The sequence below is a fragment of the Streptomyces sp. AC1-42W genome (assembly GCF_003248355.1).
GTDB lineage: Bacteria > Actinomycetota > Actinomycetes > Streptomycetales > Streptomycetaceae > Streptomyces.
In genome coordinates, this window is the sequence record NZ_QKWY01000001.1 from 2,656,888 (window position 1) to 2,672,281 (window position 15,394).

The following is a 15,394-nucleotide window of genomic DNA, read 5'->3' on the forward strand; positions in this document are numbered from 1 at the left end:
GATGCCAGGAGTAGCCGAACCCGTCATCAACCTCGTCCGGCGCACCACCGAACCCGTGGCCGCGCAGACCCTGCGCTCCACGGGCGCCGCGGTGATCGCCTACGCCGTGGCGACCGCGACGCTGCCCGAGCCCGCGCCGCTGACCGCACCGCTCACCGCGCTGCTCGTCGTCCAGGTCACCCTCTACGCGACCCTCAACATGTCGGTCAAACGTGTCACGGCCGTCGTCGTCGGCGTCCTCATCGCGAGCGGCTTCAGCTCCCTGGTCGGCCTGTCCTGGTGGAGCCTGGGGCTGACCATCTTCACGGCCCTGATCATCGGCAGACTGGTCCGGGTGGACGAGTTCGTCCCCGAGGTGGCGATCAGCGCCATGCTCGTCCTCGGCGTCACCTCGGTGTCGGCGCGGACCGACATGGCCTGGGAGCGCGTCTTCGAGACGCTGATCGGCGCCGGGGTGGGCCTGGCGTTCAACCTGCTGTTCGCGCCGCCCGTCTGGGTGCAGACCGCGGGCGCCTCCATCGACGGGCTGGCCCGCGAGATGGGGCAGATGTTCCGTGACCTGGGGAGCGACCTCGCCCACCCGGTCACCGTCCCGGAGGCGGCCGAGCGGCTGCACCGGGCCCGCCGCCTCGACCACGACATCGTGGAGGTGGACGCCTCGCTGCGGCAGGCCGAGGAAAGCCTCATGCTCAACCCGAGGGTGAGACAGGGACTGCTGCACCGGGTGGTGCTGCGCACCGGACTCGACACGCTGGAGATCTGCGCGGTCGTCGTCCGGGTGCTGTCCAGGACGCTGACCGACCTCGCCAAGGACCGGGGTGACGCGCCCCAGTTCCCGGCCGAGGTCGCGGCCCACATGACGGAACTGTTCGAGCAGATGGCGGGGGCCATCGAGAGCTTCGCGCTGCTCATCACGACGCCGGTCGCCGCCAATGCCGAGGAGGCCGAGGACCGGCTCACCGACGCGCTCGACACCAGCCGCAGGACCCGCGACCTGGTGGCCGACATGCTGCTGGCCGCCGTCCAGGAGCACCCCAGGAAGTGGCAGCTGCACGGCGCCCTGCTCGCCGAGGTGGACCGCATCCTGGACGAGCTCGACATCGAGAAGCGCGCCGAGCGGCTGGGCCAGGAGCTGGACCGCCGCTCCGCCTACCTGCACGAGCGCCACCCCCGGCTGCACGCCCTGCGGCGCAGGCTGGGCCCGGTGAAGGGCGGGGGCCGCGAGAAGAAGGCGGGCGCCGGGGCGCGGTGAGACCGGCCCGGCCCCGCTCAGTCGCGCGCCGGGTGCCCGTCGAGGCGCTCGACGACCCGGAACCGTTCGGCCACGATCATCGTGTCGTCGCCGACGGTGAATTCCGGGTCGCCGAGCGCCTCGCGCATCTCCGCGCTGTGCCAGAACCGTTCGTGGGCCGTCCGCCACTCGGCGACCGAGGCGTACCCCTCGCCCTCGTCCAGGGCGTGCCGCAGATCCACGTCGGCGAGGCGGAGCACCCGCACCCCGGTGACCTCGACGACGGCGATCTCGCGGCCGTCCGAGTCGATGAGGGCGGACCGCTCACCGACCGGGGGCAGTTCCTCGTCCTCGATCTCGTACTCCACGAGCAGTCCCGAGGTCGAGACCTTGCGCCCCTCCAGGACCGCGGCGACCAGCTGGTCGCGCAGCGGACCGGGGAAGGCGAGCAGAAAGGGCTTCAGCGCTTCGCGGTTCGGCATGGCGCCAGTCTGGCACCCGCCCGGCCCGCATCGGGGGGCCGGGCGGGCCGGGCGCCGAGGGCCGGGCGGGCCGGGTGCCGGGGCGCTACAGCACCAGGGACAGCAGCAGGATGAACAGCAGCGAGGCCACCGAGATGATGGTCTCCATCACCGACCACGTCTTCACGGTCTGGCCGACGTCCATGCCGAAGTACTCCTTCACCAGCCAGAACCCGGCGTCGTTGACATGGCTGAAGAAGAGCGAGCCCGCGCCCACCGCGAGCACCAGCAGGGCCGCGTGCGCGGTGGACATGTCGGCCGCCAGCGGGGCGACAAGCCCGGCCGCCGAGATCGTCGCCACGGTCGCCGAACCGGTCGCGAGCCGGATCGCCACGGCGATCAGCCAGCCGAGCAGCAGCGCCGGGATCGACCAGTCCTCGGAGAAGTCCAGGATCATCTGCCCCACGCCGGCGTCGATCAGTGTCTGCTTGAAGCCGCCGCCCGCGCCCACGATGAGCAGCACCCCGGCGATCGGGGCGAGGGACTTCTCCACGGTGGTGGAGAGCCGCGCCCGGGTGAAGCCGGCCGCCCGGCCCAGCGTGACCATGCCCACGAGCACGGCCGCGAGCAGCGCGATCAGCGGCGAGCCGATCACATCGGTGACCTTCTGGAGCCCCTGCTCCGGATCGTCCACCACGATGTCCACGAACGCCTTGACCAGCATCAGCACGACCGGCAGCAGGATCGTGGCCAGGGTGGCGCCGAAGCCGGGACGGCGCTCCAGCTCCTCGGAGGGCCGCTGCGGGATCATCTTCTCGGGCGCCTGGATGTCCACCCAGCGGGCGGCGTAGCGGGAGAAGACCGGACCGGCGATGATCACCGTCGGGATCGCGACGACCACGCCGAGCGCCAGCGTGACGCCGAGGTTCGCGTCGAGCGCGTCGATCGCGACGAGCGGTCCGGGGTGCGGCGGGATCAGGCCGTGCATCACGGACAGGCCGGCCAGGGCCGGGATGCCGATGCGCATCAGGGAGTAGTTGCCGCGCTTGGCGACGAGCAGCACCACCGGGATCAGCAGGACGATCCCGACCTCGAAGAACAGCGGCAGGCCGATGACCGAGGCGATGAGAACCATCGCCCACGGCATGGCCCGCTTGCCCGTGCGCGCCAGGATGGTGTCCACGATCTGGTCGGCGCCACCGGAGTCGGCGAGCAGCTTGCCCAGGATCGCGCCGAGCGCGATCAGGACGCCGACGCCCGCGACGGTCGAGCCGAGGCCCGCGGTGAAGCTCGCTATCGTCTTCGCCGGCGCGGCACCGGCGAAGGAGCCGAGCGCCAGCGAGCCGATGGTCAGCGCGAGGAACGCGTGCATTTTGAGCTTGGTGATGAGCAGGACGATGACGGCGATGCCCGCCAGGACGGCGATGCCCAACTGCGCGTTGCCGGCCGACGTGATCGGTTCGACGGCGTCCGCTGCCAGCGTCTCGACGCTGAGACTGGTCACGGTGGTGATCCTTAGCTGTCGAGCCGGCGCAGCGCGGCGACGGCTCGCTGGGTGATTTCCTCGGGGGTGCCGGTGACGTCCACGGCGACGCCGGCCTCGTCGTCCTCCAGGGGCTGGAGGGTGGCGAACTGCGAGTCGAGCAGGGCGGCCGGCATGAAGTGGCCCTTGCGGCCCGCCATGCGCTCCTCGATCAGGGACCGGTCACCGGTCAGATGCAGAAAGACGGCGCCGGGCGCCTCGCGGCGCAGCCGGTCGCGGTAGGCCCGCTTGAGGGCCGAACTGCTGACCACCCCGCCGAGCCCCGCCCTCCCGTGCGCCCACTGCCCGATCGCGTCGAGCCAGGGCCACCGGTCCGCGTCGTCCAGCGGGGTGCCGGTCGACATCTTGGCGATGTTCGCGGGGGGATGGAAGTCGTCGCCCTCGGCGTACGGAACGCCCAGGGCGGCGGCGAGCAGGGGGCCGATCGTGGTCTTGCCGGTCCCTGCCACGCCCATCACCACGACGACGTGGGGGGTGCTCATAGCGGTGCCTCGCTGTCTCTTCGACGTCGTCCTCGACGTCGGTCCGTCGCGCTACTGAAACCTATACGTACGACTTATTCAAGAGGCTGTGATGTAAACGTCGTACTTAATGACTCCGGGGGTCGCCCCGTACCCTGGGGCCATGACCACACCTGCCCAGGGACTCCACACGCATGTCCTGGACGCCCTGGGCCTGGAGATCGCCGCCGGGGAGCATCCGCCCGGCCAGGTGCTGCGCACCGACGAGCTGGCCCGCCGCTTCGACGTCTCGCGCACGGTGGTCCGCGAGGTGATCCGGGTGCTGGAGTCCATGCACCTGGTCGAGTCGCGCCGCCGCGTCGGCGTGACCGTGCGCCCGGCCGAGGCGTGGAACGTGTACGACCCCCAGGTCATCCGGTGGCGGCTGGCCGGCGCCGACCGCCCGCGCCAGCTGCGCTCGCTGACCGTGCTGCGCTCCGCGGTCGAGCCCGTCGCCGCCTCGCTCGCCGCCCGCCACGCCACCCCCGAGCAGTGCGCCGAGCTGACCGCCCGCGCCCTCGGCATGGTCGCCACCTCGCGCGGCGGGCAGCTGGAGGGCTACCTCGAACACGACGTCGCCTTCCACCGCATCGTCCTGAACGCCTCCGGCAACGAGATGTTCGCGCGCCTGGGCGACGTGGTCGCCGAGGTTCTGGCGGGCCGTACGCACCACCAGGTGATGTTCGAGGACCCCGACCCGGCGGCCGTCACCCTGCACGTCCGGCTCGCCGAGGCCGTACGCGCCGGGGACCCGGCCGCCGCCGAGCGGCTGACGAAGGAGATCACCGCCGGCGCCCTCCACGAGCTGGACGTCCTCGCGCCCTGAGCCCGCCCGCCGCCGCGCACCGCGTACCGTGGCCCGTGATCGATCCCGGAAAGCCGGGAGCACCGGTCTCAGCGAAGAGTCGGGAAAGGGAGTCCACAGGACATGCCGCAGCACGTACAAGGGGTCATCGCACCGGGGAAGAACGAGCCGGTGCGCGTCGAGACGATCGTCATTCCGGACCCCGGCCCCGGTGAGGCCGTGGTCGAGGTCCAGGCGTGCGGTGTCTGCCACACCGACCTGCACTACAAGCAGGGCGGCATCAACGACGAGTTCCCCTTCCTCCTCGGCCACGAGGCCGCGGGCGTCGTGGAATCGGTCGGCGAGGGCGTCACGGAGGTCGCCCCGGGCGACTTCGTGATCCTCAACTGGCGCGCGGTGTGCGGCCAGTGCCGCGCCTGTCTGCGCGGACGCCCGTGGTACTGCTTCGACACGCACAACGCCCGGCAGAAGATGACCCTCCTCGACGGCACCGAGCTGTCCCCGGCCCTGGGCATCGGCGCCTTCGCCGAGAAGACCCTCGTCGCCGCCGGCCAGTGCACCAAGGTGGACCCCGCCGTCTCCCCGGCCGTCGCCGGACTCCTCGGCTGCGGCGTCATGGCCGGCATCGGCGCCGCCATCAACACCGGCCAGGTCGGCCGGGGCGACTCCGTCGCCGTCATCGGCTGCGGCGGCGTCGGCGACGCGGCGATCGCGGGCGCCCGGCTGGCCGGCGCGGCCCGGATCATCGCCGTCGACATCGACGACCGCAAGCTCGCGACCGCGAAGACGATGGGCGCCACCCACACCGTCAACTCCCGCTCCACCGACCCCGTCGAGGCCATCCGCGCACTGACCGGCGGCAACGGCGCCGACGTCGTCATCGAGGCGGTCGGCCACCCGGAGACGTACAAGCAGGCGTTCTACGCCCGCGACCTCGCCGGCACCGTCGTCCTCGTCGGCGTACCCACCCCCGACATGCGGCTCGAACTCCCGCTGCTCGACGTCTTCGGCCGCGGCGGCTCCCTCAAGTCCTCCTGGTACGGGGACTGCCTGCCCTCCCGCGACTTCCCGATGCTGGTCGACCTCCACCAGCAGGGCCGGCTCGACCTCGAAGCGTTCGTCACCGAGACCATCGGCCTCGGCGACATCGAGCAGGCGTTCGGCCGGATGCACGACGGCGACGTGCTGCGCTCGGTGGTGGTCTTCTGATGGCCGCCCGCATCGACCACCTCGTCACCTCCGGCACCTTCGCCCTCGACGGCGGCGAGTGGGACGTCGACAACAACGTCTGGATCGTCGGCGACGACGCCGAGGCCGTCGTCATCGACGCCGCCCACGACGCCACCGCCATCCGGGACGCCCTCGGCGGCCGTACGCTGCGCGCGATCATCTGCACCCACGCGCACAACGACCACATCGACGCCGCCCCGGCCCTCGCCGACGTCACCGGCGCGCCGATCCTGCTCCACCCGGACGACCTGCCGCTGTGGCAGCGGACCCACCCGGACCGGGCACCCGACGGCGAACTGACCGACGGCCAGGAGATCACCGTCGCGGGCACCACGCTCACCGTGCTGCACACCCCGGGACACGCCCCCGGCGCGGTCTGCCTCCACGCCCCCGCACTGGCCACCGTCTTCACCGGGGACACCCTCTTCCAGGGCGGCCCCGGCGCCACCGGCCGGTCCTTCTCGTCCTTCCCGGTGATCGTCGAGTCCATCAGGGAGCGGTTGCTCACCCTGGACCCGGCGACCGAGGTACGCACCGGGCACGGCGACTCCACCACCATCGGCGCGGAGGCCCCGCACCTGGACGAGTGGATCGCCCGCGGCCACTGACGGTTCTACCGATCCGGCCACGCGGAGAGCCGCAGCCCGCTCTCGAAGCGGCGCGGCTCTCCCGTGACCGGATCGGTGAACTCCAGTACGCGGGCCAGCAGTTGCAGCGGACGCGAGAAGTCGCCGGGCGCGGGGTCCGGCGCGGTCACCGGGTAGACCGGGTCGTCGACCAGCGGCAGGCCCAGGCTGTTCATGTGCACCCGCAGCTGGTGCGTGCGTCCCGTGGCGGGCAGCAGCCGGTAGCGGCCGAACCCGTCCCGGTGCTCCAGCAGCTCGATCCGGCTCTCGCTGTTCGGCTCGCCCGGCTCCTCGCGCGCCGCGAGCACCCCGCGCTCCTTCACGATGCGGCTGCGCACCGTACGCGGCAGCACCAGACCCGGATCGTACGGGGCCACCGCCTCGTACTCCTTGCGCACCAGCCGGTCCCGGAACAGCGTCTGGTACGCCCCGCGCTCCGCCGGCCGCACCACGAACAGCACCAGCCCGGCCGTCAGCCGGTCCAGCCGGTGCGCGGGCTGGAGCAGCGGCAGCCCCAGATCGCGCCGGAGCCGGGCCACCGCCGTCTCGGTGATGTGCCGGCCCCGCGGCATCGTCGCCAGGAAGTGCGGCTTGTCCGCGACGACCAGATGCTCGTCCCGGTACACCACCCCGACCGGGAACGGCACCGGCCGCTCCGGCGCGAAGTCCCGGTGGAACCAGAGGTGGCGGCCCGCCGTGTACGGCTCGTCGCCGGAGACCGGGCCCGCCGTCGAGACGAACCGGCCCCCGGCGAGCAGCGCCTCCACCCGGTCGGCCCCGATCGCCCCGGCGAACCGGTCCAGCAGATGGTCCCGGACCGTCGCCCACCGGCCCTCCGGATCGGCCGGCAGCCGCACCCGGACCGGGTCCACGCCGTCGCGCTGGGGGAGCGGCGAGGGCGGCGGCTTCGCCCGGCCCCTCACCGCCGACCCCCGGCGGTCACCGGCACACAGTTCGTCATCATCGTGCCGGGCATCCTTTCACGGCGCGCGGGGCGGGCCCGGCTCAGCTCTCCGCCGGGAGCGTCACCTTCAGCGGGCCGCAGCCGATCCGCTCCGCCTCCGCCGCCGCGTAGGCCGGCAGCAGGTCGCGGGCGAACGTGAAGCGGCCGCGCTCGTGCGTGGCCCGCAGCTGCTCCAGGACGAACATCACCTGCCCGGTCTGGCAGATCGCCCGGTACACCGCCCGGTTGCCGCCGATCCGGCCGTAGCCGGTGCTGCCCTTGACGGGCGTGCCGGAGCGCAGCACGTCCCAGGAGTAGATCTCGGCCAGCACCGGGTCCACCACCGTCGTCAGCCGCACCGACGCCTCCCGGAAGCTGAGCCCCGCCTCGCAGACCCGCGCCGGTCCGCCCGAGCCGCCGGAGCGGGACTGCTTCAGCTCCTTGCGGTACGCCGCCGGCAGGGCGAGGCCCTTGATGCCGCAGAACGCGTCGGCGTCGGCGTCCTGCCACTTCACCGGCGCCGGCAGCTCGCGCGGCAGCCGGTAGGTGCCGGAGCAGCCGAAGTCGTCGATGACCCCGTTGGCCACGTCGATCAGCGCGTCGGTCAGCGCGTTTCGGTCCCGCAGGGTGTGCTCGGTGGAGACCTCGAAGTCGGCCCGGCCCATCCCGATGTCCACCACGGTGGGCCCGGTGAAGTCGTGGCGCCCCGTGCACTCCTGCGGCAGGGCGATCCAGGCGCGCGAGGACGACGTCATGCCGGGCAGCCCCTCGCCCAGCCACACCATGCCCGGGGACAGGAAGTCGCGCGGCCAGGTCTGCGCGTCGGTGCCCCGCAGCCCGTCCAGCCGGCGCACGTTCACCGTGACCTGGCGGCGGGCCCGTTCGCCCTCGTAGGAGGTGATGCGGCACTGCCCGTACATCCCGCCGTCGCCCATCGGGTCGGTGCGCAGCTCCTGCTCGTCCGTCACCGTTCCGCGGTCCCCGAACAGCGACTCCATGGCGCCGGAGCCCAGCGAGTCCCAGCACGGCGAGGACCCCGTCAGCGGCAGCGTGTCCGTGCGCCAGGCGACCGTGCCGGCGCCGAGCAGCGCCCCGGCCAGCGCGGCGGCGGTCACGGCCCGCGCGGTACGGCTGCGCAGCAGCCGGCGTACGAAGGGGGGCCGGGGCTCCTCGGGCAGCGGCGCCGGGGCCGTCACGGCCGTCTCCCCGGGCTGCGCCCCACTGGTCTCCTCGCTCACGCGTCCTCACCGCTTCCACAACCGATGCGCTTGCCCGCGGACTCGACGAAACGGTCGAAGACCCGCCGGTCGGAGGGGCGTCCCCGGTCCTGGAGACCGGCCTCCACATGCCCGTAGAACACCGTGGGCCGGCCGCCGCAGTCACGGCGCACCAGCCCCTCGGCAGCGCCCTCCGGGAGCACCCGGAAGAGGTCCGCCAGCCGGGTGCCGCTCGCCATCACGTACTGCGCGGACGGCTCGTCGGGCAGCCGCAGCGTCTTCCACACCACCGAGCAGGTCTGGAGCCGGTCGGTGACCGCGCCCACCTGCTGCTTGTAGCGCATCCCCTCGCCGTAGTCGAAGGTCATCCCCGGAATCCGGCACAGCGGCGTCCGGGCCGTCTCCTCGTCCTCGGCCACCGTCACCATCGGGGAATGGCTGCCCAGCGGCCGCGCGGGCGCGCAGCCGGCCTTCTTCATACCGGTGTTGGCGGCGTCGAGCAGCAGGCCGAGCACCTCGGTGCGGGTGCCGATCGTGAACGGCATGGCCACCTTGCCGAGATGGCCGTCGCCGGTGCCCTCGCTGCGGATCGTCACCACGGTCGGCTCGCCGTCGTCGTCGCAGGCCTGCGGCAGGACCAGCAGGCCCCGGTCGCCGGCGACCAGGCCGTCGAGCCCGTCCGGCAGCGGGGACGCCGAACCGTGGAAGTACCGGGCCAGCCAGTCCCGGCGCTCCTTCACCCCGCGGGGCGCCGTCCCGTACTCCAGGGTCACCGCCTCCCGGAAGGACAGCGAGTCGTCGGAGTCGTCGTCGGCCACCTCGGAGGCGACCGTGACCGTACAAGTGCCCTGCGGGCGGGCGGCCGTGGGCGCTGCGGACTCGGTGGCGCGCCGCTTCGAGCCGGACTTGTCCAGCGCCCCGTCCCCCAGGAACGACGCGCCGCTGTCCTGCTGCCACGCGCCCCAGCAGTAACTCTCCCTGAACGGGCCGCTGTCCGTCGCCCACAGCACGGTGCCGGTCGCCAGCACCACCCCGGCCACCACCCCGGCGACAACCGCCGTTCGTCGCCTGCCGATGCCCATCACATTCCCCCTGGCCACAGCAAAGATCGAACAAAGAGACGATGCTACGGCGTGTGGCGTGACCCGCGCGAACGGGGTCACCGCTGGGAACCGGTCACCAGGGGCGCGCCGCGCATCGGAAACGACACGGGCCCGCAGTTCCTGAGAACCGCGGGCCCGTGTATTGGTGTCCGAGGGGGGACTTGAACTCTCCTCTTGGGCACCAGTCCCCAACTGCTCTGACCTGGGGAAACGCACGTCGACAGGCTGGATTTCGGCGGGCGTTTCTCCTGTTCCTTCCTGCAGTTTCAGGCCCTCTCGGGCGCCTGTTGGTCATGCGTTGGTCACGTGACCAACCCTCCTCCGAGGCGTCCGTCCCTGGTCGGGCATCCTGGACCGCGCCACGGGGCTACGCCCAGTCTGCACGGGCGCGTACGTGACCACGTACCGGGGGTGGCTGGGGCGGTCGGGGACCTGTTTATGCAAGGACACGCATAGTCGCGTTCACGCATAGACGCGTAGCGCCACCCCCTCTACTGTCGGTGGGCAGGCGGCCCAAACGGGGCCAGGGCAAGGGGGTTTGGCATGTCCGAACGTTCGGCACTCACCCGCCTCACGGGCAACGGCAACGGCGAGTGCGGGGAGAAGGACTGCCCGAACGTGTACCGCACGGCCACGGGATCGTTCGTCGTGCAGGGCGACGTGTCCGACGCCTTCACCCCGCCCGCCGGGGAAGGGCTCGTGGAAATCCCGGAAGCGGTTCTCAGGGAGGCAGTCCGTGCACTTGGATGGTGATGCGTGGAATGACTGCTTCGATTCCATGGAGGGTGAGGCGTGGCGGCTGGAGACACTGCCCGTTTACACCATGCCCCAGGAAGCGGAGAAGCTGAAGCGCTTCCTCGCAGGGGAGAAGTCGCCGGACGATTACACCTCGGCATGGATGGACGAGGTCCGGCAATGGGCCTCGGAAGGGAAGCGTGTCGGCAGGGTGCACGTCGTGACTCGCCCGCTCTCGGACTACATCCGGTTCGAGTTCGAGTATTACTACCGGCATCACGTGAAGGTGGGCGAGGATGTCCGCATTCTCGACCTCACCGACCGAGAGAACCCGGGGCTTCCCGGCCAGGACTTCTGGATGTTCGATGAGTCCAAGGTGGTTCTGATGAACTACCGGGCGGACGGGACGCAGATAAACCGGGAGCTGTACGAGGGTGATCCTGAGCCATATCGACAGTGGAAGCGGATTGCCATGGCCGAGTCGGTTCCATTCCTGGAGTACGTGAGCGGGTGACGTTCGACCCTGAACAGTTGGGGCAGCCGAAGCAAGAATTGGCCGCCCTGCTGAAAGAACTACGCAAGCGAGCCGGCCTCACTGGGGACCGGCTCGCTCGGCGTTGCAACATGTCCCAATCGAAGATCAGTCGGATCGAGAACGGGAAAGCGCAACCGAGCCTGCTCGACCTGGAGAGAATCCTCCGGGCTGTCCTTGCTCCGCCCGAGGTCATCGAGGAGGTCATTGCCCTCGCGAGGCTGGCCAATACCGAGTGGCAAGACCTGCGCTCGCTACGGCGAAGGGGGCTGGAGAAGAAGCAGACCGAACTTGCCGCGCTCGAATCCTCCTCTACCGAGTTCCGTTTCTTCCTGCTCTCGATGATTACGGGACTGCTGTCCACCCCTGAGTACATCCGGGCCAGCCTTGCCCATTCACCGGCTGATGTCACTAAGGCGATCGCGAGGAAGCTGGAGCGGCAGGAGGTTCTTTACGACACGAAGAAGCGGTTCGCTTTCATCCTCACCGAACAGGCCGTGAGGTGGCCACTCCTGCCCCCGGCCGCGATGGCGATGCAGATTGACCGGCTGGCTTCACTGACCCACCTGCCGAATGTGAAGCTCGGTGTCATCCCAATCGCGGGCCGTAAGCCCATGGCTCCGATGGACACCTTCACTGTCTACGACAACACCCTGGCCACTGTGGAGAACACCACCGGAGTCGTGATCCTGAGAGATCCGCGCGACATCGAAATGCATTTGGAACTGTTCTCGACACTGGAGGGATACGCGCTGATCGGGGCCGAAGCGCGAGCCTTGTTGACGGAGTGGGCTACCGCCTGCCGTTCATGATCTTTAGTCCATGACGGGAAAGAACTACACAGCCGCTGCTTTCTGGGCCAATGCTTTCCCCCATGACAGCGACCGAGCGAAACGAAGAGCGGGTGCGTTACGACGTAGGTCGGGGGTTGGAGCACCGGCGGGCATTCGGCCCTGATGGTGGTGTGCGCTCGTGACGGGGCGCATGACTCTGCGGGTGTCGTACGACCGCGGCCGGACGTACGGCCCGGTTCGTGAGGTGCAGGTGGAGCCGCGAAATGCGGTGATCCTGGGTTCGCCGGCCAAGTACCCGCCGTGCGGGTGCCCTCGGTGCACGGGTCGCAGTTCGTTGCCTGCCAGTGCTCTCCGCCCAGTGGCGGTGGAGCCGAAGGTGACGTGATGCGTCGCCTGGGCCACTGGGTGCTGCGCCACTTTGGCCGGATGGTGAGGTCGCTCTATCTGGTCGCGATCCTCGGCGGCTGTGCCCTGATTCTCGCTGGAACCCTGGCGTTCCGGTAACTGCCGCACTCGTCGCTGTCCCCCTTTGCTTCCTGCCGGATTCCCGGCGGGAGTTCCCGAGAAGAGAGGTAGTCCGATGGTGGAAGAGAACACCGGTTCGGTGGCCCCCGAGGGGGGTGGCCTGCTCGTCGCGAAGCGGAAGATTGTGGCCGCGCGCACCCGTGCCGAGCAGGAGTCTGACGTCAGCAGTGGCCGTTCCGACGGCAACGACTGACGGGAGCGCCCACGTTGCTTGATGCAGCCTCGTGGGCGGGGCGTCTGGGCGGGGACACGTTCCTCGCCCAGACGTGCCACCGCTCCTACGCGCACTTCCCCGGGGTCGCCGACACGGCAGGGATGTTCTCCTGGGATGACCTGAACCGGATCATCGCCACGCAGCGGCTGGAGCCGCCCCGGCTGCGCCTGTCGGTCGACGGCGAGATGGTCCCGCTGCACCGCTACGCGATCCCGACCACGAACCGCCGGGCGGTCACCTGGTCTCGCATCCAGCCGTCCGACTTCCACGCCCAGCTCAGGGACGGGGCGTCGCTGGTCCTGGACGCGGTGGAGAAGATCCACCCCTCCGTGGGGGCGGCTGCGGAGGGACTGGAACGCTTCCTTGGGACTTCCGTGCAGGCCAATGTGTACGCCTCGTGGACCGAGCGGGAGGGATTCGGCCGGCACTGGGACGACCACGATGTGGTGGTGGTCCAACTGCACGGCTCGAAGCGGTGGCGCCTGTGGGGGATGACCCGTGAAGCGCCCACCTTCCGGGACGTGGAGTCGCCGGAGGAGCCGGAGGGCGACCCGGTGGCGGACCTCGTTCTGTCCCCGGGTGACGTGCTCTACCTGCCGCGCGGGTGGTGGCACTCGGTCACCGCTGACCAGGGGACAGAATCCCTTCACCTCACGTTCGGGATGGTCCCGCACACGGGCGCTGACCTGATGCTCTGGGTCGTCGACCAGCTTCGGGCGTCCCTCGCGCTCCGCAGGAACATTCCGCGCTTCGGCTCGCTGGCGGAACAGTCGGACTTCACCGACGCCGTACGCCGTGAAGTGGCCGACATGATGGCGGACCCCCGCCTCGTGGAGCGGTGGGCGGAGTCGATCGACACGACGGACCTGGGCCACGCGATTCCGTCCCTGCCCTACGTGGACGGTCTCCCTGCACGGGGGGAGATCACAGTCAAGCTCACCACTCCGAGGGGCCGCCTGACGGCGAACCGCGAACAGGGCACGGTCACCTTCTCGGCGGCCGGTACCGCGTGGGACTTCGCCGAGTCCGCCGCGCCCGCGCTGGGCACGCTGCTGACCAACCAGCCGACCACGCTCGGCGAACTCGCCGACTCCGCCGGGCTTGAGGTCAAGGAGGTGGCCGAACTGGTCTCCGTCCTCATCGACGGCCACGCCGTCGCAGTCGTGGGGACGGCGCTGTGACCGCCGCGCTCTGCCTGGGGACATACCGGGTGCGTGCCGTCAGTCGGGCGGCACGCACCGCCCTGGCGGCCGGTAGTCCCTGGGTGGACACGGCACCCAACTACGCCCGTGGTCGGGCGCATGAGGAACTGCGCCCGGTTCTCGGGGAGTACCCGACCGTGCGGGTAGCCACGAAGACGGGGTTCTTCACGGAGGAGCAGGGCCGTGCCGTCCTGGCTGAGGGCGTGCTCGCCCGGGAAGAGGCGGCCGGTAGGCACAGCTTTGAGCGGGGCTTCGTCCGCTGGCAGACGGAGCGGTCGTTGGCCGCGCTCGGGCGCGTGGACCTGGTGTTCGTGCACAACCCCGAGCACCACGGGCACGGCCCTGACCGTACCGCTCTGCACGGGCGTGTACGGGAAGCCTTCACGGCGCTGGAAGAGTTCGCCCACGCGGGCAGGATCGGCGGGTACGGCGTCTCCACCTGGTCGGGCCTGACCTCCGGAGCGTTCAGCGTCCCCGAGTTGCTCACGCTCGCCCGTCAGGCGGCCGGTTCCGTCGAGCACCACTTCACGGCCTTGCAGATGCCCGTCAGCCTGATCATGGATGCCCCGATCACACAGGCCCTGAACGGCGGCGGACCATTGGTGCAGGCGAAGGACGCGGGGCTGATCACCTTCGGTTCCGCTCCCCTGCACGGGGGCGAACTCCTCGACGCCATGACACCCGAACTGGTGAACCTCATCCGCCCCGGCCTGTCGGCCGCAGCCGCTGCCCTGCTGGCCGCTGGCTCGTGCCCCGGCCTCGATGTCGTCCTCACCTCCGCGAGCACCCGCGAGCACTGGGACGATGTGGCCAAGGCTCTGGCTGCGCCGCTGACGGCCCAGGAACTCAGGAGGATGACGGATGAACTCGCCGGTGAATGAGGAGGTGCAGGCCCTGATGGAAGCCGCCCACGACCGGGCGGCCAAGGCACTGGGCCTCACCTGCACGGGGCCGCTGGCGTGGGGCTTCCTCGGTGTCACTCTCGGACGCCGAGCGGGGGACCGGTGGCTACGGGTCAGCCGGACGGCGAAGAGGAACGCGGGCTGGAAGGCGGGGGAAGGCATCGTCGGGGCCTCGGAGCTGGTGCCTGACGGCGTGCCCCGCCCCCGCCTGTACGCGGTGCATGACTGGGCTGACGGCGAGTGGGCCTTCGAGTCGGAAGTCCTGGACTACCTCACGCAACCCATCGTGTCCCCCGACCGGGCCGACATCGACCACGACCCGGGGTTGCCTGACGAGTGGTGGGCGGACCTTCGCCAAGCCCTTGCCCTGCTCGCTGAAGCGGAGGGTGTGAAGACGACCGTTCGGGACGGGTGGATCGAACGAGCCTTCCCGCAGTTCCTCGGCGTCCCGGCCCCCGCCAGGGTGGAGCGGGCGACCGGTCACGGTGACCTGCACTGGGGCAACCTCACCGCCGCACCCCTGTGCCTGCTGGACTGGGAACGGTGGGGCTTGGTGCCCTTCGGTTATGACGCGGGTCTCCTCCACGCGAACAGCTTGCTCGTACCCGACGTTGCCGCCCGAATCCGACAGGAGTTCGCGCCGATCCTCGACACCCCGGCCGGCCGAATCGGGGAGCTCGCGGCCCTGGCGGAGATGCTGCAAGCGGTAGCCCGTGGCTGGTACCCCGACCTTGCTCCTCGCCTGGTTGCCCGCGCGGAGGCGCTCACCGGAGTGCGCCCGCCCGTCCCTGTGCACTCTGAGGTGAGCGCCTGACTGCGCCCCTGTGTGCC

At 70.7% G+C, this 15,394-nt stretch carries 17 protein-coding genes; 11 read left to right on the top strand and 6 right to left on the bottom strand.

The window, feature by feature from the left end:
* The first annotated feature begins 1 nt into the window (after position 1).
* Positions 2–1,252 carry an FUSC family protein gene (locus tag DNK56_RS12265; RefSeq protein ID WP_111333480.1) on the top strand — a complete coding sequence of 417 codons (1,251 nt, stop codon included), beginning with the start codon at positions 2–4 and terminating at the stop codon, positions 1,250–1,252.
* Positions 1,253–1,269: 17 nt separating this feature from the next.
* Here the strand turns inward: DNK56_RS12265 and DNK56_RS12270 are convergent, their stop codons facing one another.
* The 3 genes from DNK56_RS12270 to DNK56_RS12280 all read right to left on the bottom strand — a co-directional run bounded on the left by DNK56_RS12270 (position 1,270) and on the right by DNK56_RS12280 (position 3,717).
* Positions 1,270–1,713, bottom strand: coding sequence for an ASCH domain-containing protein (locus DNK56_RS12270; protein ID WP_111333482.1), 444 nt, complete (start codon positions 1,711–1,713; stop codon positions 1,270–1,272).
* 85 nt (positions 1,714–1,798) lie between these two features.
* Positions 1,799–3,196, bottom strand: coding sequence for a GntP family permease (locus DNK56_RS12275; RefSeq protein WP_111333485.1), 1,398 nt, complete (start codon positions 3,194–3,196; stop codon positions 1,799–1,801).
* Between the two features lie 11 nt (positions 3,197–3,207).
* Entirely contained in the window at positions 3,208–3,717 is a 510-nt protein-coding gene (locus tag DNK56_RS12280; RefSeq protein ID WP_111333487.1) for a gluconokinase, read from the bottom strand.
* Positions 3,718–3,859: 142 nt separating this feature from the next.
* Here DNK56_RS12280 and DNK56_RS12285 point away from each other — a divergent pair, with 142 nt between their 5' ends.
* The 3 genes from DNK56_RS12285 to DNK56_RS12295 all read left to right on the top strand — a co-directional run bounded on the left by DNK56_RS12285 (position 3,860) and on the right by DNK56_RS12295 (position 6,378).
* The gene (locus DNK56_RS12285; RefSeq protein ID WP_111333489.1) at positions 3,860–4,561 is read left to right on the top strand and encodes a FadR/GntR family transcriptional regulator; all 702 of its coding nucleotides are present in this window, start codon (positions 3,860–3,862) and stop codon (positions 4,559–4,561) included.
* A gap of 102 nt (positions 4,562–4,663) precedes the next feature.
* Entirely contained in the window at positions 4,664–5,749 is a 1,086-nt protein-coding gene (locus DNK56_RS12290; protein ID WP_111333492.1) for an S-(hydroxymethyl)mycothiol dehydrogenase, read from the top strand.
* Complete coding sequence (locus DNK56_RS12295) at positions 5,749–6,378, top strand: MBL fold metallo-hydrolase (RefSeq protein WP_111333494.1); 630 nt, start codon at positions 5,749–5,751, stop codon at positions 6,376–6,378. The genes DNK56_RS12290 and DNK56_RS12295 overlap by 1 nt, the downstream gene beginning before the upstream one ends.
* A 5-nt stretch (positions 6,379–6,383) precedes the next feature.
* Here DNK56_RS12295 and DNK56_RS12300 read toward each other — a convergent pair whose 3' ends face one another.
* The 3 genes from DNK56_RS12300 to DNK56_RS12310 form a co-directional block, all read right to left on the bottom strand.
* On the bottom strand, positions 6,384–7,319 hold the full coding sequence (locus DNK56_RS12300) for a pseudouridine synthase (RefSeq protein ID WP_111333497.1): 936 nt from the start codon (positions 7,317–7,319) through the stop codon (positions 6,384–6,386).
* 82 nt (positions 7,320–7,401) lie between these two features.
* Positions 7,402–8,577 (bottom strand): hypothetical protein, encoded by a 1,176-nt coding sequence (locus tag DNK56_RS12305; protein ID WP_241989849.1) that lies wholly within the window; start codon positions 8,575–8,577, stop codon positions 7,402–7,404.
* Complete coding sequence (locus tag DNK56_RS12310; RefSeq protein ID WP_241989850.1) at positions 8,574–9,656, bottom strand: hypothetical protein; 1,083 nt, start codon at positions 9,654–9,656, stop codon at positions 8,574–8,576. Before DNK56_RS12310 ends, DNK56_RS12305 begins: the two co-directional genes overlap by 4 nt.
* A 546-nt stretch (positions 9,657–10,202) precedes the next feature.
* Here DNK56_RS12310 and DNK56_RS12315 point away from each other — a divergent pair.
* The 7 genes from DNK56_RS12315 to DNK56_RS12345 all read left to right on the top strand — a co-directional run bounded on the left by DNK56_RS12315 (position 10,203) and on the right by DNK56_RS12345 (position 15,377).
* On the top strand, positions 10,203–10,412 hold the full coding sequence (locus DNK56_RS12315; RefSeq protein WP_111333502.1) for a hypothetical protein: 210 nt from the start codon (positions 10,203–10,205) through the stop codon (positions 10,410–10,412).
* Positions 10,396–10,908: a DUF6879 family protein gene (locus tag DNK56_RS12320; RefSeq protein ID WP_199563776.1), complete on the top strand. Its 513-nt coding sequence runs from the start codon at positions 10,396–10,398 to the stop codon at positions 10,906–10,908. The genes DNK56_RS12315 and DNK56_RS12320 overlap by 17 nt, the downstream gene beginning before the upstream one ends.
* On the top strand, positions 10,905–11,738 hold the full coding sequence (locus DNK56_RS12325; RefSeq protein WP_111333507.1) for a helix-turn-helix domain-containing protein: 834 nt from the start codon (positions 10,905–10,907) through the stop codon (positions 11,736–11,738). The genes DNK56_RS12320 and DNK56_RS12325 overlap by 4 nt, the downstream gene beginning before the upstream one ends.
* Positions 11,739–12,300: 562 nt before the next feature.
* Positions 12,301–12,438 (top strand): hypothetical protein, encoded by a 138-nt coding sequence (locus tag DNK56_RS35335; protein ID WP_169435287.1) that lies wholly within the window; start codon positions 12,301–12,303, stop codon positions 12,436–12,438.
* A 14-nt stretch (positions 12,439–12,452) separates the two neighbouring features.
* Positions 12,453–13,640: a cupin domain-containing protein gene (locus DNK56_RS12335; RefSeq protein ID WP_111333512.1), complete on the top strand. Its 1,188-nt coding sequence runs from the start codon at positions 12,453–12,455 to the stop codon at positions 13,638–13,640.
* Between the two features lie 29 nt (positions 13,641–13,669).
* Positions 13,670–14,542, top strand: a complete 873-nt coding sequence (locus DNK56_RS12340; protein WP_342211085.1) for an aldo/keto reductase — start codon at positions 13,670–13,672, stop codon at positions 14,540–14,542.
* Positions 14,523–15,377 (top strand): hypothetical protein, encoded by an 855-nt coding sequence (locus DNK56_RS12345; protein WP_111333518.1) that lies wholly within the window; start codon positions 14,523–14,525, stop codon positions 15,375–15,377. Before DNK56_RS12340 ends, DNK56_RS12345 begins: the two co-directional genes overlap by 20 nt.
* Positions 15,378–15,394 lie beyond the last annotated feature (17 nt).

Excerpts from the sequence above, each read along its gene's own strand:
- DNK56_RS12265 (WP_111333480.1), top strand. The coding sequence starts at position 2 with ATGCCAGGAGTAGCCGAACCCGTCATCAACCTCGTCCGGCGCACCACC.
- DNK56_RS12270 (WP_111333482.1), bottom strand. The coding sequence starts at position 1,713 with ATGCCGAACCGCGAAGCGCTGAAGCCCTTTCTGCTCGCCTTCCCCGGT.
- DNK56_RS12280 (WP_111333487.1), bottom strand. The coding sequence starts at position 3,717 with ATGAGCACCCCCCACGTCGTCGTGGTGATGGGCGTGGCAGGGACCGGC.
- DNK56_RS12285 (WP_111333489.1), top strand. The coding sequence starts at position 3,860 with ATGACCACACCTGCCCAGGGACTCCACACGCATGTCCTGGACGCCCTG.
- DNK56_RS12290 (WP_111333492.1), top strand. The coding sequence starts at position 4,664 with ATGCCGCAGCACGTACAAGGGGTCATCGCACCGGGGAAGAACGAGCCG.
- DNK56_RS12295 (WP_111333494.1), top strand. The coding sequence starts at position 5,749 with ATGGCCGCCCGCATCGACCACCTCGTCACCTCCGGCACCTTCGCCCTC.
- DNK56_RS12315 (WP_111333502.1), top strand. The coding sequence starts at position 10,203 with ATGTCCGAACGTTCGGCACTCACCCGCCTCACGGGCAACGGCAACGGC.
- DNK56_RS35335 (WP_169435287.1), top strand. The coding sequence starts at position 12,301 with ATGGTGGAAGAGAACACCGGTTCGGTGGCCCCCGAGGGGGGTGGCCTG.
- DNK56_RS12345 (WP_111333518.1), top strand. The coding sequence starts at position 14,523 with ATGAACTCGCCGGTGAATGAGGAGGTGCAGGCCCTGATGGAAGCCGCC.